Annotated in this window: 17 protein-coding genes; 5 read left to right on the top strand and 12 right to left on the bottom strand. The window is 47.0% G+C overall.

Going from position 1 to position 23,027, the window contains the following annotated elements; all coding sequences use genetic code 11:
- Positions 1–454 precede the first annotated feature (454 nt).
- The 10 genes from K0H59_RS17385 to K0H59_RS17345 form a co-directional block, all read right to left on the bottom strand.
- Positions 455–862 (bottom strand): hypothetical protein, encoded by a 408-nt coding sequence (locus K0H59_RS17385; protein WP_220053838.1) that lies wholly within the window; start codon positions 860–862, stop codon positions 455–457.
- A gap of 96 nt (positions 863–958) precedes the next feature.
- Positions 959–1,303 (bottom strand): 4-fold beta flower protein, encoded by a 345-nt coding sequence (locus K0H59_RS21385; RefSeq protein ID WP_408733582.1) that lies wholly within the window; start codon positions 1,301–1,303, stop codon positions 959–961.
- Between the two features lie 69 nt (positions 1,304–1,372).
- Positions 1,373–2,443 carry a hypothetical protein gene (locus tag K0H59_RS17380; RefSeq protein ID WP_220053837.1) on the bottom strand — a complete coding sequence of 357 codons (1,071 nt, stop codon included), beginning with the start codon at positions 2,441–2,443 and terminating at the stop codon, positions 1,373–1,375.
- 630 nt (positions 2,444–3,073) lie between these two features.
- Positions 3,074–4,102: a methyltransferase gene (locus K0H59_RS17375; protein WP_220055629.1), complete on the bottom strand. Its 1,029-nt coding sequence runs from the start codon at positions 4,100–4,102 to the stop codon at positions 3,074–3,076.
- Positions 4,103–4,327: 225 nt separating this feature from the next.
- Positions 4,328–5,710 carry an alkaline phosphatase gene (locus K0H59_RS17370; RefSeq protein WP_220053836.1) on the bottom strand — a complete coding sequence of 461 codons (1,383 nt, stop codon included), beginning with the start codon at positions 5,708–5,710 and terminating at the stop codon, positions 4,328–4,330.
- Positions 5,711–5,783: 73 nt separating this feature from the next.
- Positions 5,784–6,731, bottom strand: a complete 948-nt coding sequence (gene gshB, locus K0H59_RS17365) for a glutathione synthase (RefSeq protein ID WP_023266854.1) — start codon at positions 6,729–6,731, stop codon at positions 5,784–5,786.
- A gap of 106 nt (positions 6,732–6,837) precedes the next feature.
- Entirely contained in the window at positions 6,838–7,569 is a 732-nt protein-coding gene (gene rsmE / locus K0H59_RS17360) for a 16S rRNA (uracil(1498)-N(3))-methyltransferase (protein WP_220053835.1), read from the bottom strand.
- Positions 7,570–7,577: 8 nt separating this feature from the next.
- Positions 7,578–8,354 carry an endonuclease EndA gene (gene endA, locus K0H59_RS17355; RefSeq protein WP_220055628.1) on the bottom strand — a complete coding sequence of 259 codons (777 nt, stop codon included), beginning with the start codon at positions 8,352–8,354 and terminating at the stop codon, positions 7,578–7,580.
- A gap of 126 nt (positions 8,355–8,480) precedes the next feature.
- Positions 8,481–9,095 (bottom strand): SprT family zinc-dependent metalloprotease, encoded by a 615-nt coding sequence (locus tag K0H59_RS17350; protein WP_220053834.1) that lies wholly within the window; start codon positions 9,093–9,095, stop codon positions 8,481–8,483.
- Positions 9,096–9,273: 178 nt separating this feature from the next.
- Positions 9,274–10,431: a hypothetical protein gene (locus K0H59_RS17345; RefSeq protein WP_220053833.1), complete on the bottom strand. Its 1,158-nt coding sequence runs from the start codon at positions 10,429–10,431 to the stop codon at positions 9,274–9,276.
- A 370-nt stretch (positions 10,432–10,801) separates the two neighbouring features.
- On the opposite strand from K0H59_RS17345, the gene blaOXA reads away from it, so the two are divergent.
- Entirely contained in the window at positions 10,802–11,599 is a 798-nt protein-coding gene (blaOXA, locus tag K0H59_RS17340) for an OXA-48 family class D beta-lactamase (RefSeq protein WP_208660096.1), read from the top strand.
- Positions 11,600–11,899: 300 nt separating this feature from the next.
- On the opposite strand, the gene K0H59_RS17335 is transcribed toward blaOXA, so the two are convergent.
- Positions 11,900–12,811 (bottom strand): LysR family transcriptional regulator, encoded by a 912-nt coding sequence (locus K0H59_RS17335; RefSeq protein WP_011621492.1) that lies wholly within the window; start codon positions 12,809–12,811, stop codon positions 11,900–11,902.
- A 122-nt stretch (positions 12,812–12,933) separates the two neighbouring features.
- Between K0H59_RS17335 and K0H59_RS17330 the strand changes: the two genes are divergently transcribed.
- From K0H59_RS17330 to fusA, 3 genes are all read left to right on the top strand, one after another.
- Positions 12,934–17,487, top strand: coding sequence for a biotin carboxylase N-terminal domain-containing protein (locus K0H59_RS17330; RefSeq protein WP_126511888.1), 4,554 nt, complete (start codon positions 12,934–12,936; stop codon positions 17,485–17,487).
- Positions 17,488–17,677: 190 nt separating this feature from the next.
- Positions 17,678–19,129, top strand: coding sequence for a diguanylate cyclase (locus K0H59_RS17325; protein WP_220053832.1), 1,452 nt, complete (start codon positions 17,678–17,680; stop codon positions 19,127–19,129).
- A gap of 449 nt (positions 19,130–19,578) precedes the next feature.
- Positions 19,579–21,672 (top strand): elongation factor G, encoded by a 2,094-nt coding sequence (fusA, locus tag K0H59_RS17320; RefSeq protein WP_088210209.1) that lies wholly within the window; start codon positions 19,579–19,581, stop codon positions 21,670–21,672.
- 134 nt (positions 21,673–21,806) lie between these two features.
- On the opposite strand, the gene K0H59_RS17315 is transcribed toward fusA, so the two are convergent.
- Positions 21,807–22,694, bottom strand: coding sequence for a LysR family transcriptional regulator (locus K0H59_RS17315; protein WP_088210210.1), 888 nt, complete (start codon positions 22,692–22,694; stop codon positions 21,807–21,809).
- Between the two features lie 94 nt (positions 22,695–22,788).
- On the opposite strand from K0H59_RS17315, the gene K0H59_RS17310 reads away from it, so the two are divergent.
- On the top strand, positions 22,789–22,941 hold the full coding sequence (locus K0H59_RS17310; RefSeq protein ID WP_220053831.1) for a hypothetical protein: 153 nt from the start codon (positions 22,789–22,791) through the stop codon (positions 22,939–22,941).
- Positions 22,942–23,027: the final 86 nt, after the last annotated feature.

Genomic DNA, 23,027 nt, shown 5'->3' with positions numbered 1-23,027 from the left:
GCGTGCAGTCTATTTGTTGATTTTTAAATAGATTTTTATTTGAGATATTACCGATAACTTAGTGTTATCTTTGGTTTTTTGCGGAGGATTTAGCACGGGGATAAAATTAGCTGACTTTTGGCTTTAACAAAAAATCAAACTTTACAACTGTGCTCACTATGCTAGGGAAGAGTGCTAAAAGGTAAAGCACTCGGTAATTCAGCGCTTACTGCATTTGATACCGTTCACAAAACCATGAAAATCTTATCTAGATAGCGGCCAGTGCTCGGCTGCGAATCACTACTCTTTGAGGCATCATTCTTAAGGGGATAAGGTTTCTATCCGGGCGGGGGCTCATTAAAAGCTTAGAGTCATCTAAGTTTGGGCAAAGGTAAGCTAGGTGCTTTGCTTTAATTTGTGGGGTTAGGACTAAATCGTGAGGTTAGGATTCAAAATTCTATGGCTTAACATTTGATTACCCTTTTCTACTCACAGATTGCCCCCCATGAGTCCGCTCAAATTGGGGGGCTTTATTGCTTGGCCATGTCGGCTTTTCTATGGGAGATTCAAAAGTCGTCAGCCAAACTTCAAGCTCACCTGAGTCTGATAAACATCCCATGTAAGAGAAACACATGCCGCTATCTATCATGTTATTGGCAAATTGAATTGCCTCTTCAAGAGAGCCTTCTTCCTTGTTATGGCTGAAGGTTTCATCGTCCCACACCCAGTTAATAGGCGCCCCATCTTCATCACAAGCAAGGTATCTTACGTTCTTATAACCTTTGCTAGCTGCTGTTAATGAATCCAAAAAGGATTCTCTGATTTCTGAGAATCTCTTTTTAAATTCTTCAATGCCTAAATCTTTACTAATAATGTGCTTCATACTTGTTCGAGAAGTTAACGCCCCGCTAAACGGCGAGCGTAAGCGAGTCCAGTGCAGGCCACGCTTTTTGTGGCCGGAGTGTACTTGACTACTTTGTTAAGCATTGAAGTACGTTGCTAATTCTTGCTGTGACCAACCACCACGGCCGGGTTTACCAGGAGTACCAGCGAACCCTGGACGGCCTGGCTTACCTGCAAATCCTGGTGTACCTGGAGTACCACCCATTCCGGGCCTACTTGGCAAATACCCTGTTGAATTGCGGAGAAAGCCTAAGGCTTGGTTGCGGCTATCGTATAGGACCCCGTCCTCAAACCAACCAACGTGCTGGCCGCGGAGTGAATAGACATTTTCTCCGTTTATCCATGCCACAACTTGCCCACGATTATTACGGAAACAATCAATATCAAGAATTATTGATGCTTGTCCGTTTCTACTAAACATCCAATCTGACACGTTACTCTCCTTGATGCTTAACGCCGCATTCTGCGGCTTGTCCGCTGCAATGCTTTGTTATGAGTTTTTTATGCTCTTAATTAAGTTTCCTATCTGCTCCATACCATCAAAAGTGCTAGGCAATTTTTCTGGGTCAGAAAGGACTCCGCTAAAAATAAGACTTTCGAACTTATCTAAGGCGCTTGAATCCTGCTTCTTCATCTCAGAAGAATATCCAGTGTAACTCTGAATAAATTGGCAAAGCGTTTGTCTCAGTTCGATTTGCATTATCTGCGCTTTTACTGATCTATGATTAAGAAGTATGACCCTGAAGAAATAGATAAGAATTATTTCTATGGAAATTACAGGGATAAGAACAAGCAAGTGCTCAATTCCTAAAGTATTTCCCTTATAAATACCTGTTACAGCCAAAACTATCTCAGTGACCAATGGAGCTAAGATAAGCAACCCCATACCAATTAGTGACAAGAATAACCAAAAGGCTTCTTTAGCCTTTTTTTCTGCCAATTGAGAAAACCCTTGGTACAGACCTACGAAATTAAATCCGATTTTATACTCTTCTAGTTTGTCCTTTAATGCCTTGGCAGCTGCCTCTTTGGATGAGATTTCACCATCCCATTGCTCTTTTAACTTTTCAGCTTCAAGCTTCTTTTGTTCGAATTCTTTGAAGACACCTATATTCGCGTCATTAATAAAATCTTTCGCAATATTTGCTGGCATGACATAAGAGGCATATATTATCTGCGACCTCACATCGCCATCCATTTCTCCAACATCATTCTCAATTTTATTTTTAAGTGACCTTAGCTCCATGCCCAGTTCTTTACCCGGCCCAACAAGAAAGTCAAATTCACATAGAAATCGATAGGCCATGCAGTAGATATGATCGATATGTGTAGGTTTTGACTGATCAAAGTCCCTTAGCCACTGAAGAAACTGATCACCAATATGCTTAATATTGAAAGTGCACCTTTCGTCCCAGCCTTCTGGCGATTTATATATGTATCCAATTATTGCTCTTGAGATCGACAAGCGCGTTGCTCTTGTTTCATCTTCTATATGTGCAGCTTCAGCTTTACGAAGAAAGCTTGCTAGAACTTTCGCATTGTCTTCATTCTTAAAGAACATCAATACTCCATTTATCTACGAGTAACTCATAACATTTTATTCATGCGCGTTTATCTTGTTGGGTCAGAGAAAATGCGCACAGTTAACTATCTGTATGCAAAGAACTTATCAGCTTTCTGCCGCTTTTCATATAAGTAATCCATCTGGAAAAACGCGCATGCGCGTTTTTCAACCCTATTAACTAAAAGCCAGCTACTATAGTTAATTGATTTTATAACGTTTTATTTGTTGCGAATGGGGTTAATGCGCACTGATATTGTCTTCAAATCATTCAAAAATACCTAAATGTGACTGTATACCCATACATTATTAGTCGATTTATCGCAGGGCCAAACATAGGCAAATAGATGAGAATTTGTATCGCAACAGGAGTGAGAATTTTCGATTGAGCTAACGAGCCGAAACACGGGATGGAGCATTAGCTTTTTAGTCAGATGAACAGTTCAATGGTAATTAATGCTATTTAAGAGATGGCTGCGTTAACTTGTTTGTTGGGGTATTTTTGATTTCAAAATGGGCGTATTTGATAGGGACGGCGTTATCTTCGTCATTCTTAACGAGTCTTTATTCCTTGGTGCATCCTAGAGTCAAATTAAGGATGCCCCACACACAATCGAGCGGGGCTGAATATTAGGCCTGTTGGAAGGAATAGAGTTTGTACTTGTTATTCTCTGCTGGCACGGTTAATTGGCCGAACTCGGCGGCGATGGTGTCCGAATAGGGTAGGTGGCGGTTAGCGACGATTTGCCAAATCCCTTTTGATTGCAATTGTTTGGCGCTATCGGCCACAAAACTTTGGGCAATGCTGGTGGTGCTGGCAAGGCCATCATGGAACGGTGGGTTGGAGATAATACCGTCGAATTTTCCACTGGTTTGCGCCAGTCCATCGGAGGGATAAACCTTGGCCGTCATGCCGTTTGCCGCCAGCGTAAGTTCGCAGGAGGCCAGCGCCATGGCATTGATATCAATACATTCTAGCGACAGTGTCGGTTGTGCCTTTAACAGTGCAGCGGCAATCACACCGGCGCCGCAGCCAAAATCCAGTACTCGGCCAGAAAGCGTTGGCAGATGCGATAGCAATAGCTCTGTGCCTTGGTCTAAATGCTTTTCACTAAACACGCCGACTAAGTTGCAGATGGTGATATTACCCTGCGGAGTGGCGAGTTGATATTGGCTGGTCCAATCGCTGAGTTTAATCTTGGGCACGGTATCGATTAGGCTGCTGCCAAAGAGTAGGCAATGGCGCGCGTTATCGAGTTTAACGCCGGTGGCAAAGTATTTCGGCAGCAGTTTGACTAAGGATTTAACCCCGCCTTTATTCTCACCCACGACTAAGAGTTGACCATCGGCCACTAAGTGCTGAGCGGCCAGATTAAACAAATAGGGTGCTAATGGCTTAGCTTTAGGAAAGTACACAATCACAGTGTCGTACTTTTCCTGGTGGGGCAGTTGATGGCCAAAATAGCAACGCAGTTTGGCATTGGCCTGTGGCGCTAAATGCAGGTAATGGTGGTAATCCAAGGCGAGGGCATCGACGGACTGGGCGACATCGAGCAGTGCTTTGGGCAATGAGTCTGCCTCATGGTTTAGCACTAAGACTTTATGTTGGCTCAGGGTTTCCTGATTGCGGATAATGACTTGCGATGGATTCGTTAACACTGCATGGCTACCGTAAAAAATAAGTGCGGGCATTATACCCCTTATTCGGCTACGAGCCAGCCTGCATGCCGCCGACTTAAGGGATGTTGCAACACTGCGCTCACTCGAACGGTGCGAAATGAAAGCCAATAAAAAAGGCAACTGTGTAAACACGGTTGCCTTTTCTCTGTTAGCCAGTGCGATATTCGCGTGGGCTAACTCTTATCCCTAGCCAATAGCAGCAAATTAGCCCTGAGGCTGCACTGGTGCTGGAGCTGGAGTAGATACCTGTGCGGGGGCTTTTGGCTTTTTAGGCTTAGGTAACAGGCTAAAAATCTTATTGGCGATATCTGTGTTGTCTTGATGACCGTTAAATAACTCAGAGGCTGGGCCTGCGGCAAAGACTTGCACGTCAGTCCCCGTGTGGCCGCCGGTCGTCCAACCCGTATCGGTGCGTTTATCAATCACATGGCGAATCGCAACGGCCATGGTATCTAAGCCCTGCATTCTGGCAACATTTAACTTCGCCACTTCTTCTTCGGTCAATTCAAAGCCTAAACCGCGGGATAAGTCGGCTTGCCAAGTATCACCGCCAAGGGCTGCTTGAGCTAAGGTATCTGAGCTGGCCGAGATATTACGCAGGATCTCTGGATTCCAGTTGTAGTTACCATCGGCGCCAATCGATAACCCGCCGGTGTTATGGTCGGCGGTGATCACCATTAAGGTATCGGGATTTTGGCGTACGAATTGCTCGACGACTTCAATCGTATTGGCAAATTCATCCATTTCACCCATGGCGGCGGCGATATCATTGTTGTGTCCCGCCCAATCGATAAGGCTACCTTCGACCAGTAGCACAAAGCCTTGCTCATTTTGCGACAATAAACTGAGGGCTTTTTGAGTCAAGGTGCTGAGTTTTTTAGCATCTTTTTCATCTATGGCCCAAGGCAGTTGCACTTCGGCAAACAAACCTAAGACCTTAGGCTGGGTAATGCTGGCCAGATCGTCAAAACGGGTAATATGTTGATAGCCCTTGGCGGTGAACTGGGCTAACAGCTCTGGGGGAAAGTATTTTTGCCCGCCACCTAAAAACACATCGGCGTTGGTTTCAAGATAACTTAATGCCAGCGCATCGTAATTTTTACGGCTCTCGTTGTGGGATAAGAAAGCCGCTGGCGTGGCATGGTTGATTTGCGACGTGACCGCTACGCCCGTGCTCAAGCCTAAGGTTTTGGCCTTTTCGAGTATGGTGGGCAATGGCTGTTTTTGCGTATCGACCGATATAGCGCCGTTATAGGATTTGACTCCAGTCGCTAAGGCGGTCGCGGCGGCGGCCGAGTCGGTCACATAACCGCTGACACTAGCAGGATAAGTGCTCGCCATGCCAACCAATAAACGGTCGAAGACGGTTTGTTCGACTTCTTCGGTATCTGGATTGTCTTTGTAATAACGATAGGCACTGGTGTAGGAAGGCCCCATGCCGTCGCCAATCATGATCACAATATTCTTGGGGCGTGAGGGGGCTTTAACTGGGCCAGTCTCATTCGCTCCTGCTTCAACTGCCAATGCAGAGGTGGAGAGCCATACACTCATACCAAGCAATAACAGTGGCGCTTTGGTGAAACTCATATCAGATCCCTAGAAGTCGTAGGCGCTCTGTGGGCGCCTTCAATGAATAATATTATCTTGTAGGTGTACAAGCTTACTGGGCAAGACGGGCTTCGATGGCATCGAACAGCATGCCAGTGATGTCCACATCGAATGCCGCTTGGATTTCACGGATACAGGTTGGGCTAGTGACGTTAATCTCGGTCAGCTTGTCACCAATCACATCCAGACCCACAAAAATCAGACCGCGTTTTTTCAGCTCAGGGCCAATGGCGCGGGCGATTTTCCAATCAGAGTCCGATAACGGCTGGGCAACACCGCTGCCGCCTGCAGCCAAGTTACCGCGGGTTTCGCCTTTTTTCGGAATACGCGCTAAGGCGTAGGGCACGGGCTCACCGTCGACCACCAGAATGCGCTTATCTCCCTTGGTGATTTCAGGAATAAAGGCCTGCGCCATGGCGTATTGGTTGCCATATTGGGTTAAGGTTTCGATGATCACCCCAAGGTTAGGGTCGTCCTGCTTCACGCGGAAAATCGAGGTGCCGCCCATGCCGTCTAATGGCTTGAGGATAATGTCGCCCTTGGCTTGGTGGAACGCGCGGATGCGGTTGGCATCGCGGGTCACTATGGTCTCTGGCGTAAATTCGCTAAACCATGCGGTGAATAGTTTCTCGTTGGCATCGCGCAAGCTTTGCGGTTTATTCACAATCAGCACGCCTTGCTCCTCAGCGCGCTCTAGCATGTAAGTGGCGTAGATAAATTCGGTATCGAACGGCGGGTCTTTACGCATTAACACCACGTTCAGCTCGCTTAGCGGCGTGTCTTGGGCGTCGCCCAGTTCGAACCATTTATTGGCATCATTGATAACCTTTAATGGACGCATATTGCCCATGGCAACACCGTTGACCATGGCGAGGTCGGCCATTTCCATATAAAACAGTTGGTAACCCCTTTCCTGCGCCGCCATTAGCATGGCAAAACTGGAGTCTTTCTTAATGTTGATCTCACTGATGGGGTCCATCACTATGCCGAGTTTTATCATTAATCTGTTCCTTATTGATTGCCGTCGCAGGCAAAAAGCATTTATGGAGTAGCCAGTAATCGATTCGCCAGCCAGTGTTACCCGCTGGCGTTTAACCATTTTAGATTTAACCTAAGTCACCGAATCTAAGTTGCAGCGCGGTAATCGCCGTGAGTGAGGCGGTTTCGGTGCGCAGCACTCGGGGGCCGAGTAACACATCGGTAAACTGGTAGGTTTCCGTCATGGCTATTTCTTCCGCCGATAATCCCCCTTCGGGGCCGATCAGCAGGCGTACACGGGTATGGGATAAGTCTAAGCCATTGATACCGTGCGCCGCCCTTGGGTGCAAGTTGAGTTTGAGTGCGCTGGTCGGTTCGCTGCACCATTCCTGTAATTCCATGGCGGGGCGAACGATAGGCACTTGGCTACGGCCGGATTGCTCACAGGCGCTGATCACAATCTTTTGCCATTGCTGAATTTTCTTTTCGAGACGCTCACCATTGAGCTTGACGCCGCAGCGGTCAGAAAATAGCGGTGTAATGGTATTCACCCCTAGCTCAACGGATTTTTGAATGGTGAACTCCATCCGATCGCCGCGGGAAATCACTTGGCCTAAATGCAGGTTGAGGGGTGACTCCGATGGATTAGCCTCACAGGACAACACTTTTACCGTGACCGACTTTTTACCCGCATCGACAATTTCGGCAAGATAATCATTACCATCGCCATTAAACAGGCTAATGTGCTCACCACTGCCCATACGCAACACTTTGCCTATATGGGCTGCGCCATCCTCATCTAAATTCAGCTGTTGATTTACGGCTAATGGCTGAGGTTGATAAATTCTTGGAACTCTCATTGTCGACCTTATTCGGCTAATTGTTGGCGCAGTGGCGGCGCATTGCAGGCATTCTGCACAAAGGGATTATGATTACCTTGGATCTGCGCTATGGCGTTATCGCGTTTGCATTCAATAGTATCAACTGGATAGCTTTTATCCCATGCTTTGAACAATTTTAATTGCTGCGAGGCGATTTTAAGGCCGTAGGTTTGCTGCATATACAGGTAAGTGCGGGCTATTTTGCCTCGGGCATTAGCGGGCGGCTGGGCTTGGCGATTCTTAAAGTCGATGACCATAGTGCATTGACCATATTGGTCGGCCTTACCGTTCCATTGGCTAAAACGGAAGTTGCTGCGATCGCCGTTCACTTCACCAATCGCGGGCACCAGATTGTGCATGTCCGCTTCCATTTTATTGAATTCTTGACTGTTATCGGCGCAGTTTTTACGGCCGCCCTTTTGCCAGCATTGTAATTGGTGACCAAACTCCCATGCAGGGACTATATGTTCCCACTCGATGCGGTTGGCGCGGGTCTCTTGTTTACGCACTTGATAGCCGCAGCTGTTGAGATCTGGCTTCCAGGATTTGCCCTTTATTTGGATATCACAGCCACAATAAAAACTGACCGCGGGCAAGGTGCCCTGACGGCTGCCTTTGTATAAAGATTGGGACAAGACCTTGGCTTGACTAAAACTATTGGGGTGTGAAGGAGAGGCGTGGACTGAGGCCGAAACCGCCAGCCAACTGAATAGGCACAGCAAGGCTTGCCGAGACCTTAAGGCTATCTTGGTGTTGTTCAATATTTATCCCAAAAAGTAATCTGTACTACGCGAGCCTGTGGCTCGTCTCTTATGTCTGAATGGTAAGGGAAATACCGCGCCTTATGCAAATCGCTCGTACTTTTGGCCAAGGATTTGGTGTATGGCGGATTATTCGGCGGCTTCGGTAAAGGTGAGGTGGGTATGACAGCGTTTACACAGATAACGGGTTTCACCACGCAGCACTTTATTGTGGCGACGGATGCTCAGCCTAACTGGGCCGCAGGCGCAGCGGTACTCAAAGTCTTTCCCTTTAACCGACTGAGTATCGAAACTGTGGGTGGTATTGGGGCTCACTTTAAACAGTTTGAGCATGATGGATTGCCACTCGCGGCCATGGGGCTTGGTTTTGCCAAAGAGTTGAAAGCAGAGTAAATGACTGATTTCGTGGGGCACCACTTCGGCTAAGAAGGCTTCGCTATTCTCCCTGAGTAATACGGGATTAAAGCGCAGGCGATTCTGTTGCAAATGCGCCGTGCCAGCACTCCTGCCCCGCAGGGTAAATTGGGTCAGCGGCCGCGCAAATGGACGCTTAAAGTAGATTTCCGCCTGCTGATAACAGTCTTCGATGCGTACCAGAATTTGTTGCTGCAGTGGTGTCAGTGGCTTTGGCTGGCGTTGGGACGTGTTGGCTTTCGCCGTATTGGCCGCAGTCGATGTGGTGATACTCGCGGGTGAGATGGCTTTACGGCGCAGGCTATTGAGTAGGGATCTCGGGTTAAACATAGACTTAGGCGTTAACTCTTATTCGGCAAAGCATCAGGTAAACAATATCTCTCGCTATCGCAAGGCATCGATTAGGATTTTACGAGCCCAAAAACCTTATTCAAGGTGGCTCGACAAGCGTTTGGGCAAGCGTTCGCATCATAACCAACGCTTGCCGACAATACCAGTATTGTGCCTGTTACAGGCTCGCAGCGGCCTGCATCACCATAGTGCGTACTTGCTCGACAATGGCTTGTTCGGTGGCGTTGTCGTAGCCCTTCACCCTTGGGGTGTGGATATGGCCAACCTTGGCAGGGCTATTGAACTTTTGCTGTAACACAATGGCGCGGTAGGATATCTCATTAGAGAGATAACCACCGCCAGAGCCTTCGACCGAGGTTTCACTTTGCAGCTCGCTTAGGGAGCTGGCATTAAATTCGCCTCGCGCTAGAGTCGTCACTGTATGGTTGTCGTTAACTTTCCATTGGCCGTCTTTGACCTGCATGGCGGCGACGGGCAGTGAAAATTCAACAAACTCAGGGCCGATAAAGTCTTTACCGTTGAGTTTTGGGGCGACAGGCGCAGTTTGGCTCCCTCCTGTGTACAGATTTTGGTTATCCGGCGCGGCGGCGCTACGGTTACGGCCCGGGAAGCGTTCAATATCAAAGTCATTTCGACCCATGCTGACGGTAAAAACAAACTGGGTTTTAGGATCGCGATAAATTGGGCTGAGTAGCGACTCGATAATGCCTTGGTCAAAATCCTCGAAGCGCACTGGGATCATCGCGGTTTCGATTTGGGCTTTTTTGCCGTTGATATCAAACCTAAAACCATCGAGGGCGAGGGCAACCAAACCCGAAGGATTACTCTGGCTGATGTCTTTATCGAGGAAGAAAGGGTCGAATCCCGTCAGGAAGATTTTCACCTGCACATCGTCATCGTATTGGATATCGCTGAAACCGCGAGATGCCTTTTCGACGGCGCTGGCTAAAATCTGCTGTTGCCAATCGGCCATTTTGAAATTAGCGCTATTACTCTTGATGCTATTTAACATTGAGAGCCGAGCCCAATAGAGGGATCTGTCGTCAAAGTGCCCTGACTGCACATCACGCACCGCCTGTTGCCACAGTCTGTGTCCTTGGCGCGCGGCAAGTTGGGTTGCATCGCGCTCATTCTTTTGTGCAGATAATTGATTAGCCAAGCCTTCATCCAAGGCTTGATAGCGATTGACCACCTCAGCCATGACTTTTTCAGCGGTGGGAATGCGGGAAACTTCCACATCTCCTAGGAGTTGTACTGCAGCTGCGGTTTGCACCACTGTGCTGGCGAGGATAAAAGCGAGACTGGGCTTTAACATTGGCGTTTCCTTTTTATTTTAATCACTTATTTTGCTGGAAAAGGGCGATGTTCCTAAGGCGTTCTGGTTTGCTTCATCCTAGAGCGGATGTAACTTATGCCAAAAAGTCACAATGATTGCTTTGAGTATAAGAGTTTACCTAAAGTGATTCGAGGATCTTATTCCTGTTTTGTATATAGATGTTATCTAAGTGGCGTTTTTAGGTTGTGAGTTCGTTTCGTTGACTGCAAGCATTGGCAATCTCTCGCTTTAGCTGCGTGCCTTTTTTCTGCCACAATTGGTCAGCAGTTTGCTAGGGAAAGCGGGCCGAGACAGTGGTAACCTTAACGCCTTATTTTCATGGATTTATTGCCTTGAGCAAGGGGACGTTATGCGTGCATTAGCCTTATCGGCTGTGTTATTAGTGGCATCGATTATCGGAATGCCTGCGGAAGCAAAGGAGTGGCAAGAAACTCAGAGTTGGAATACTCACTTTACGGAACATAAAACCCAAGGCGTGGTTGTGCTCTGGAACGAGAATAAACAGCAGGGTTATACCAACGATCTTAAACGGGCGAACCAAGCATTTTTACCCGCATCGACCTTTAAAATTCCCAATAGCTTGATTGCACTCGATTTAGGTGTGGTTAAGGATGAGCACCAAGTCTTTAAATGGGATGGACAGACGCGGGATATCGCCGCCTGGAACCGCGACCATGACTTAATTACCGCAATGAAATATTCGGTTGTGCCTGTTTATCAAGAATTTGCTCGCAAAATCGGCCAAGCACGTATGAATAAGATGCTGCATGCCTTCGATTATGGCAATGAGGATATTTCGGGCAATTTAGACAGTTTTTGGCTCGATGGTGGCATTCGGATTTCGGCCATCCAGCAAATCGAATTTTTACGCAAGCTGTACCATAACAAGTTGCATGTCTCGGAGCGTAGTCAGCGTATCGTTAAACAAGCCATGCTGACCGAGGCGAATGCCGATTATATTATTCGGGCGAAGACTGGTTATTCGGTTAGAGTTGAGCCGAAAATCGGTTGGTGGGTGGGTTGGGTCGAACTCGATGATAATGTGTGGTTCTTCGCGACCAATATGGATATGCCAACCTCGGATGGTTTAGGACTGCGTCAAACCATTACGAAAGAAGTGTTGAAACAGGAAAAAATTATTCCCTAGAAGTGGTTAGCGGCGCATTTTAGTGAAATAGCCGTCATATAAGCTGTAAAGTTATATGGACAAAATGCTCATGCTCGATGCGCTTATACCTAATGGCTCATATTTCATTCAGTCAGGCCAAATCGACTTAAGCTCTGTGCGTTAACCTTCAGCCTGAGCACTAGCATTTTATTTCTAAACGCAAAAAGCCTAGCCAATTCGCTAGGCTTTTTGTTATCCCTGAAAATAGCTGTTCACAATGGTGGTGTGAGTAAAGGCGAGGCGTTGTAATGAAAGGAGAAGACCGCTGCGATAAAGCGTCTAGCCCATCAAGGATTGCAGGCTTTCTTGGCTACTAAAGCGTTTGACGAAAAAGTCCAAGAAGGCACTGATATTAGTGGCTAATTGGCGGCGGCTGGAATACACCCCGTAGACCTTAAAGGGCTCAATCGGCCATTCTTGCAGTATGGGCACCAGTTGACCATTCGCCAATTCCGTCTTACAGGCGGAGTTGGATAGCATGGCAATACCAAAGTCATCGAGGGCTAACTGCTTGACCATTATCGGGCTATTAACCCTAACCTTACGTTGAAAATTTACCATGGTCTTACGCGCCCCTTTACCTAGGGGCCAAATGGGCGCAGAGCGTGATGTCCCGAGTAGGATGCCACTGTGTTCGCTTAATTCCTTTGGCGTTGCAGGCGTGCCTCGGGCTTTTAAATAGGCTGGGCTTGCCACGAGAATCGGTTGGCGCTCAAACAGTAATCTTGCAACAAGATCAGAGGATTGCAGTGGCCCATATTTGATAGCTATGTCATATCCTTCACCCACTAAACCGATATCGTTGTCGGTAAACTGGACATCTAATTCCACATTGGGATATAAACGCATGAATCCGCTACAGAGGTTAGCGATTAATTCTTGGCTAAAAGAGACTGGAATAGCTATCCGTAATGATCCTGACACATCATCATGGGTACTCTCGATAACCGCCTTGGCCGCTTCCACCTCATTGCGAATGGAATCACAGTGTTGATAAAAGAGGGCCCCGACTTGAGTCAGGCTTAAGTTGCGGGTGTCGCGTTGTAATAATCGCACGCCAAGTTCTTCTTCGAGCTGCGCGATTTTGCGACTTATGGTGGATTTTGGGTGGCCGGTTTCACGTGCAGCTTGGGAGAATCCCTTCGCTCTAACTACGGCTGCAAATAGCATCATACCGTTTAAATCTGGCATGTTTTTCCCACTGTCTCATATTTGGAACATAGCGTCTTATGCAGTTTAATGGCATTTGGCGGGATAACAAAGTTATATTTATTGGCTAAAAATTTTCAGAGGCTAAAGCAGAGGATCTTTTGATGACCAGCAATAATCAGCCCACACACATGACTCAAGCCCAAACGCCCGATCCGCTTTTTTTACAAGCCGAGCATTTGGCAAAAGATTTTTCTCTGTTTCCTAAACACAGTAAACAGAGCTTATCAGAAGAAATTAAAGGTCTTTTAAACGATGATGCCATTCAGGCAAATTTAAAAGACTTGGCATCGTTAGATGTCGATGGTTACGTCGCAAAAGTGATCCAGCCGACCCAAGATAAAGGTCGTCCTGGTGCGAAACGTATCATTGCTGACCTGAAAGGTCGCTTGGTTACCGAAACTCACTTGGGCTCTTTCTACAGCGCTGAGGTCGAGCTGAATTTCGGTTCACGTACTCGTCGTATCGGTTTTATTGCCCAAGAGCGTACCACGGCTAACGGCGCCTGGATGCCTGAGCATCACTACGCGGCCTGTAAAGCAATTCGTCACTTTGCCGAATTGTCTATGCCTATCGTTTACCTCATCGACACCCCTGGGGCCGATGCGGGCGAAGTGGCCAACAGCCAAAACCAAGCACATTCTATTTCTAAGGCGATCGCTGAGAGTGCCAACGTTGACGTGCCAACAGTCGGTATCGTTATCGGTGCGGGTTACTCGGGCGGCGCGATTCCATTAGCGGCTGCTAACATCCTGTTATCGCTGCGCGATGGTATTTTCAACACCATTCAACCACAAGGTCTGCAAAGTATTGCACGTAAGTACAATCTGTCATGGCAGGAATGTGCTAAGTCTGTGGGCGTGTCTCCAGAAGAGCTTTACACTGCGGGTTGTATCGATGGCATCATCGATTTCTCACCAGGTGATCGTGACGAGCGTCAGCACAATTTACGCCGCGCTATCATCAGCAGTATCGAAGCTGTTGAACGTGCAGCCATCAACTTTGTGCGTGAATCTAAAGATTTACGTGAGCACTATGACCGTAGTTTAGCGCGTTTCCTTAACCCATCTAAAAACCTGATGGCGTTAGAGTTAAACGCAGAGTTGGCTGTGGCAACAAGCCCAACTAACCATCACAACCTGTTTGGTAGTGCTTACCGTTACCTGCGTTATTTAACGCTGCGTAGCCGCATTCATTCAATCTCTCAGGAGCAATACGGACGTTTGTCACGTGTTAGCGTGCCTGAAGGTGACTTGTTAGCTCGTATCCAGCAAGAGCAAGACCGTGTATTCCAAGCTTGGTTATCAAGCCCTGATAAGCTGGTTTACGATGAAGATCTAAACAAACTGTGGGCGAACTTTATTGCTAAGCGCGATGAAGTATCTACCGAGCGTAACATGCTGACGCGTTTGATTTTGGGTGAACCAAAAGAGAACTACAAAAAAGCACGCAAGGCGCTGTTATTTAACATCGGTTGGTCTCTATATCACCGCTGGAAGAGCAATGCGGCAAACAACTTCAAGGGCTTAATCCAGCACCTTGAAAATCTGCCAAAGTCAGTGACTCAAGCCAAGTGGCCTGAACTGAATCAACTGACTGTGCTCGATGTGGTTGTGAACGACGAACTGCGTGAAGACTTCATTTGGCAATGTCATAACATCCTGATCTTTAACTCACTGTACGACAACGTTGTGGGCAGCTTAGCGTCTATCGCGAAAGAAGCCATGATGGCGAAGAGCTTGTCGCGCAATTCAGTGAACAACCTGCTGCACAAGTCAATTGACCATGCGCTGTCGACTCAGGATACCGCTAACGATAAAGCGAAATTCTACAAGTGGCTTAAGTACTTTATGGGCCAGTCTAACCGTGCTGACTTATTGGTGCGTGTAGAGCAGTGGAAGAGTGTGGGCTTCCCACAACTTAACGACAGTTTATTCGTTATCCTGACTTACTTCTTCGAGCGTTTACTGCCTGAATACTTCGACAGTGAAAGCGATAACAGCAAGTACACTGGCGCGATTAACCCTGTGCGTATCGGTCGTCGTAAGGACTTCTGGAACCGCTTGACCATGGGTTATCAGGACTTACTGATCCAAAAAGTATTACGTGACGAAAAACGTACCGGCAAGATGACATGGGAAAATGTGATTAAGCAATTCTTCACTCATTTTGAAGAGATTAATGGCGACAAAATGTCGGCCAACTTGCTTAACTTCCCAGGTTTCCGTCTCTCAATCGAAGATGCGTTAGACAAAGGCATTCGTCCTTGCGGTCTGATCACGGGTATTGCTGATTTTAAAGAAAAAGGTCAAAAAGTCCGTGTGGGTGTGGCTGTGTCTAACACCGCATTCCAAGCTGGAGCCTTCGACATGGCGAGTGCCGAGAAATTCTCTGCGCTGCTGATCGAGTGTGCTAAGCGTAAGCTACCTGTTGTTTGCTTTATCAGCTCAGGCGGTATGCAAACGAAAGAAGGTGCAGCGGCACTGTTCTCAATGGCTGTTGTGAACGACCGTATCACTCGTTTCATCCGTGATAATGAATTGCCAGTACTGATGTTTGGTTTTGGTGACTGTACCGGTGGTGCGCAGGCGAGTTTCGTGACTCACCCATTAGTGCAAACCTATTACCTGTCTGGTACTAACATGCCATTCGCGGGTCAGATGGTGGTTCCAGCTTATTTGCCTTCGACTTCGACACTGTCTAACTACTTGTCGAAAGTACCAGGTGCAATGGCGGGCTTAGTCCACAACCCATTCAGCGAAACCTTAGATAATCAATTGGCGAGCATCGATCCTCTGATGCCAATGCCAACGGCGAAGATCAATGACGTGATCATCAACGCCCTATCAACACTGGTTGTTGAAGCGCCTGTTGAAGAAGAAGTGATTGTTCAAAACGACCCTCGTAAGTTAATGAAACCAATTAACAAAGTATTGGTTCATGCCCGTGGTTGTACCGCTGTTAAGCTGATCCGTAAGGCTCACGATAACGATATCAACGTGGTATTAGTGGCGTCAGATCCTGACATGACCGCCGTACCTGCGGATATGTTGAAAGACTCAGACAAGTTAGTCTGCTTAGGGGGTAACACCTCTGACGAAAGTTACCTGAACGCTTACTCAGTACTGAAAGTTGCCGAATACGAGCAAGTTGACGCACTGCACCCAGGTATCGGCTTCCTGTCTGAAAGCCCACAATTTGCGGCATTGTGTGTGAACAATGGCGTTAACTTTGTTGGTCCTAGCGTGCATTCAATGACGACTATGGGTAACAAGTCGAACGCGATTAAGACTTCACAAAGCCAAAACGTACCAGTAGTACCAGGTTCACACGGCATTCTGACGAACGCTGAGCAAGCGGTGAACGTGGCCAATGAAATTGGTTACCCAGTGCTGCTCAAAGCGGTACAAGGTGGTGGCGGTAAAGGTATTCAGGTCGTTAAACGTCCTGAGGATATGATTGGTTTATTCCAAAAAACCTCTACCGAAGCGGCTGCGGCCTTTGGTAACGGTGACCTGTACTTAGAGAAATATGTAACCTCACTGCGTCATATCGAAGTGCAGTTACTGCGTGACAAGTTCGGTAACGCTAAGGTGCTGGGTTTACGTGACTGTTCTGTACAACGTAACAACCAGAAAGTGGTCGAAGAATCTGGCTCAACTATGCTGCCAGAAGAACTGAAGAAACAAGTGCTGGATTACACCCGTGCTTTAGGTGATGCGACCGATTACATGGGCGCAGGTACAGTTGAGTTCATCTATAACTTAGATGCGAACGAAGTGTACTTCATGGAAATGAACACTCGTCTGCAGGTAGAGCATCCAGTAACGGAAGCGACTTCTGGTATCGATATCGTGAGCGCGCAGTTTGATATCGCTGCGGGTCGTTCAATCGAGAACCTCGAGCCGAAAGAAATCGGTTATGCGATGGAAGTGCGTGTGACTGCAGAAAAAGCCGCCCTGGACAGCCATGGTGTACTCCAACTGATCCCAAATCCTGGCAAGATCACCGAATGTGTGTTCCCAGATCATCCAGATGTGGAAATCATCTCGATTGCCGCAGCGGGTAAAGAAGTATCGCCATACTACGACAGCTTAATCGCTCAGGTGATTATGCGCGGTGAAAACCGTGAAGACGTTATCGCGAAACTGCACGCTTACTTAGATAGCGTAGTACTCAAAGGTATTGCGACTAACATTCCATTGCTGAAACTGATCCTAAGCGATGGCACCTTCAAAGAAGGCGTATACGACACTAACTACCTGCCACGCTTTATGGCTGAGCTCGACATTCCAGCGCTGATCGCTGAAATGGAAGCTGCTGCCGAAACCGTGGGTGTAGACACTGAGTCACTGCGTGTTGGTGAAAGTAACGAGCTGAAAGTATTAGCCCAAGGCGCAGGTATCTTCTATACCTCTCCAGCGCCAGGCGAACCTGACTTCGTGAAAGAAGGCGATATTGTGACTGCAGATCAGACGCTTGCGTTAACTGAAGCGATGAAGATGTTCTCTCAGGTCAACTTAGCTGGCTTTAACCGTCAAGGCGCTGTGTTGTACCCAGAAGATAAGAAGTACCGCATCGAGCGTATTCTGAACAGCAATGGTCAGCAAGTATCTCAAGGTGACTTACTCTTCGTGGTTTCGCCCGTAGAAGACTAATCAGTAAAGCAGACCGCTTAAACGAAATACCCGCCCATTGGTGGGTATTTTTTTATCCTAATGAATGCCGCATAGACAAACCTTTAGGCTATTTCCATACTCAAATTAGGGCTTATTGGTATTATCTTAATATCGCGTATACACTTTTTTGACTTTGTCTGATTGATAGCGGGTCGAATCGAGAGGTGCCATGGGTTGCAGATACTGGGTTTTACTCCTCTGTTTATGCTCTCCATTATCTGGAAATGCCGAGCGTTTGGCCTCAACTTACCTCAATGCTGCTGAAGACGCTAACCATGCGACCCAGTTGGTGCGTTATTGCGTCGACCCCGATTGGTTGCCCTACGAAGCGATTCGTGATGGTCAACATGTTGGGATTTCGTCGGATTATATTCGTTATATCGAAGCCCATTCGGCGTTAAAGTTCAGCTTGGTTCCCACGACATCTTGGACACAAACCTTAGATTTCCTACAAACGGGGCGCTGCGATTTAACCCCGTTACTCAATAAGACGGCGACTCGAGAGCAGTTTTTACATTTCAGCCATGTGTATTTTCGCTCCCCCAATGTTTTAGTGTCGCTCAAGGAACAACCCTTTTTACAGGGCTTTGAAAACATCGGTTCACGCACCTTGGCGGTGCCCGATGGCTATCGTCTTGCCGAGTATATTCAGCATTACTATCCCAATGTCCACACCATTAAAGTGGCGAGCGAGCCTGCGGGGCTTGAGGCCGTGCTCGAGAAAAAAGTTGACCTCTTTGTCGGCTCGATGTTTTCGGTCAATGCCTATATTCAACAGACGGGATTCAATCATCTTAAAATTGCCGGCTGGGGCGGCCCTGAGGATGAACTGCGGGTCGGAGTGAGCTTAGGGCATGAGGCGTTGCTGCCGATCATCAATCAGGTATTGGATAATGTGGATGAACTGGAGCGGATCCGGATTTATCAGAAGTGGAACAATATCACCATTATCGATGAAACTAACTATCTGCTTATCTATCAGGTCATTGCAGGCACTTTGTTGGTGATATTTTTACTCGCGACTCGCACTTATGTTATCAGCCGTTACAATCGACGTTTAACCGATAAAAACCAGCAACTTGAGGTTTTGCGCCTGCAATTAGAGCAAAGTAATGCCGAGCTTGAATTTTTATCCACCCATGACCCACTCACTAAACTCTACAATCGACATTACTTTAACCGCCAGTTTGTTCACGAACATCGCGCCGCTGTCTCCATGGAAGGCGCTATTTGCTTGGTGATGTTAGATATCGATTTTTTTAAAGAGATCAATGACACCTTAGGCCATGCGATTGGGGATAAAATTTTAATGGAGTTGTCCTCGGTGTTGCAGCACTGCGTGCGCGAAAGCGATGTGGTGGCGCGCTGGGGCGGGGAAGAGTTTGTGATCCTCTGCCATCAAACATCGCTCGATGCCGTTAAATCACTGTGTCAGCGGATAGCTCACGCCATCAAAGATTATCATTTCAGTGGTGATGTGCGGCTCACCTGTAGTTTTGGGATTGCCAAACTTGCGGTCAATGAGCCCATGCAGTCATGTTTTGAACGGGCAGATAAGGCGCTATATCAGGCAAAAGCGTTGGGACGGGACCAAATTTGTGTGGATGAGACGCACCTCTAGTACGTGCCGAGCGTGATGAATAGACTGTATTCCTCAGTACATAGCGGATTTCATTCAGAAATCGGCTATTTATCCCAGAAAACCTGCGTCATCGAACCGATTTTAACGGGAGTATTGCCTATAGGCGCATCGTCTGAGGGCTGGAATTTTGCGATTATTGAACCGTTAAAGCATGGGAAAACATCAATATCAGTAAAAACACGCTTATTTTTAAGGTTTTTAGTAATTGATTGATAAATGAGCTAAAAATTTTTATTTAGTTGTTTTCACATATTTTTCTTATTTTTTTTTAATTTTTTCCGCGACTTTATCGTGAAAAATTGCAAGAGCCATTTGCGAAGAGCGGGGTTCCAATTTACAATATGCGCCTAAAATAATCTGATGTGCGGTGTGTCGGTGGTTTGTCGCATACTCCGTCTACTTCTTAAACTAATCATTAAAGTTGAATCATGACCGAATTATCCAAATACAGAAACATTGGTATCTTCGCTCACGTTGACGCGGGTAAAACCACGACCACCGAGCGTATTCTTAAGCTAACCGGTAAAATCCATAAGTTAGGTGAAGTTCACGACGGTGAATCAACAACAGACTTCATGGTTCAGGAAGCTGAGCGCGGTATTACTATTCAATCAGCTGCTGTTAGCTGTTTCTGGAAAGATCACCGTTTCAACGTTATTGACACCCCTGGACACGTTGACTTCACAGTTGAAGTTTACCGTTCTCTGAAGGTTCTTGACGGCGGTATCGCTGTATTCTGTGGTTCTGGTGGTGTTGAGCCGCAATCAGAAACTAACTGGCGTTATGCTAACGAATCTGAAGTTGCTCGTATCATCTTCGTAAACAAGTTAGACCGTATGGGTGCTGACTTCTTACGCGTTGTTAAGCAAACTAAAGACGTTTTAGCTGCTAACCCACTGGTTATGGTTCTGCCAATCGGTATTGAAGATGAGTTCAAAGGTGTTGTTGACCTGTTAACTCGCAAAGCTTACGTGTGGGACGATTCTGGTATTCCAGAAAACTTCACTGTAACTGACGTTCCAGCAGACATGGTTGACCTAGTTGAAGAATACCGTGAAATGCTGATCGAATCTGCTGTTGAGCAAGATGACGATCTGCTGGAAGCTTACATGGAAGGCGAAGAGCCATCTATTGAAGACCTGAAGCGTTGTATCCGTAAGGGTACTCGTACTATGGCATTCTTCCCAACATTCTGTGGTTCTGCGTTCAAGAACAAAGGTATGCAACTGGTTCTAGACGCGGTTGTTGACTACCTGCCAGCTCCAGACGAAGTTGACCCACAACCTTTAACTGACGAAGAAGGTAACGAAACTGGCGAATACGCTATCGTTTCTGCTGACGAGTCATTAAAAGCATTAGCGTTCAAGATTATGGACGACCGTTTCGGCGCCCTGACTTTCGTACGTATCTATGCTGGCCGCCTGAAGAAAGGTGACACCATTCTTAACAGTGCAACTGGTAAGACTGAGCGTATCGGCCGTATGTGCGAAATGTATGCAAACGATCGTATCGAAATTGAATCAGCTGAAGCTGGTGACATTATCGCTATCGTGGGTATGAAGAACGTACAAACTGGTCACACTCTGTGTGATGTTAAGCACCCATGTACTCTGGAAGCCATGGTGTTCCCAGAGCCAGTTATCTCTATCGCAGTAGCGCCAAAAGATAAAGGCGGCAGCGAGAAGATGGCTATCGCTATCGGTAAGATGATCGCTGAAGATCCATCATTCCGCGTAGAAACTGACGAAGATTCAGGTGAAACCATCCTTAAAGGTATGGGTGAACTGCACTTAGACATTAAAGTGGACATCCTGAAGCGTACTTACGGTGTTGAGCTGATCGTGGGTGAACCACAAGTAGCATACCGTGAAACCATTACTCAAATGGTTGAAGACCAATACACCCACAAGAAACAATCTGGTGGTTCAGGTCAATTCGGTAAGATCGAATACATCATCCGCCCAGGTGAGCCAAACTCTGGCTTCGTGTTCAAGTCTTCAGTTGTTGGTGGTAACGTTCCTAAGGAATACTGGCCAGCAGTTGAGAAAGGCTTCGCGAGCATGATGAACACTGGTACTATCGCTGGCTTCCCAGTGTTAGACGTTGAGTTCGAACTGACTGACGGTGCTTACCACGCAGTTGACTCTTCAGCAATCGCGTTCGAAATCGCTGCTAAAGCGGCATTCCGTCAGTCTATTGCTAAAGCTAAACCACAACTGCTTGAGCCAATCATGAAAGTTGACGTGTTCAGCCCAGAAGACAACGTAGGTGACGTAATCGGTGACTTAAACCGTCGTCGCGGCATGATCAAAGACCAAGTTGCTGGTGTAACTGGTGTTCGCGTTAAGGCTGACGTTCCGTTATCAGAAATGTTCGGTTACATCGGTTCTCTACGTACAATGACTTCAGGTCGTGGTCAGTTCTCTATGGAGTTCTCACACTACAGCCCATGTCCAAACAGCGTTTCGGACAAAGTTGTTGAGCAAGTTAAAGAGCGTAAAGCTGCTGAAGCTAAGAAGTAATTCTTAACTTCCTCTAATAGAAACCGCTGCTAAGCCTAGGCTAGCAGCGGTTTTTTTATGGGTGAAATTTAAGAATAAATGCAGCGTTAGTTGGCAGACTAAGGCTTAACCCTAGTTCAAACTTAGGGGCAGATTTAGCGCAGTGCTTTCTGTTTACTCAATTCCAATAACGCATTGGCCGCAGGGGTTAAAGGCAGATTTTGTCGCCAGATAAGGGCTAAATCCCAGGTCATAGCCGGTTGCATGGGTCTAAACACTAACTTGCTGGTACTGAGTTTTTGGCAAATAGGTTCGGGTAAAATGGCCAGTCCCATATCGGCCTCTACCATGGCCGCGAGGAAGTCCCATTGGCCGCTTCGAAACGCGATATTGAGTTGCACTCCCGCCTTACGACTCAGGCGATTGATTAGCTTAGCCAAGGAAAAATCTTCGTTATAGAGAATAAAGGGATAGGGCTCAAAATCCTGCCAGCTGAGGTGTGATTTAGCGGTAAGTGGATGCCCATCGGGCAAACAAGCGAGAAGGGGATATTTGGTCAGAGGTTGGTTAACCAACTCGGTCTCATGGGTGGTTGGCAGCGCAGTAAAGGCGATGTCTAAGCTGTTATTCAGCAGCGCCTGTTCACAACCAAACCCGCCGTATTCATACATTTGCAGCTCAACGCCGGGATAGCGTTTCCGGTAACTGGTCAGCAGCCCGATAATTAAACTGCTCATCATAGGGCAGACGCCTAATCGTAACCGTCCAGTCTTAAGTCCGCTTAAGTTGCTCATGTCCTCCTGCAATCTATGCCATTGCCCGAGAATTTCCCGTGCGCTGTGCTCAAACAGTTGTCCTGCTTGGGTCAGCTCGACCTTTTGATTGTTACGTATCAGCAGCGTCTCTCCTAAGCTCTCTTCGAGCCTTTGGATGATCTTGCTGAGCGTCGGCTGGGTGATAAAGCATTTTTCCGCGGCTCGAGTGAAGTTTTCCGTTTCGACGAGGATCAGAAAACATTGCAAGGTCTTGATTGGAATATTCATGCTTAAATGGAATCCATGGTATGGCGTTAATTCATTTTACTGATGATGGCCTAAGTATTACTTTGAGCTCGTTAACAGAAAAGGGAAATAACCAATGAAATCCACATCGAGTTTATGGGTAGGTGCTTTGTGGCAGGCAGCGATGCCTGAAACAAAGAATGTGCAAACAGCTAAAGCGGTGCAAACCAGATTAACGGCTCCAGCGGGTGATTTGCATAAAGCAAAACAACAAGTAAACCCAGCCTAGGCTGGGTTTTTACTTTTCAATAGTTCGCGCTCTCTTCCCACTCATTTTCTTTCCCTCATCTCCTATCTTATTGCACTGTTGTTTAG

It is taken from the genome of Shewanella sp. FJAT-51649, from assembly GCF_019457435.1.
GTDB classification, from domain to species: domain Bacteria; phylum Pseudomonadota; class Gammaproteobacteria; order Enterobacterales; family Shewanellaceae; genus Shewanella; species Shewanella mangrovisoli.
The sequence above is the reverse complement of the archived record's forward strand: the minus strand, read 5'-3'. Positions and strand labels throughout refer to the sequence as shown.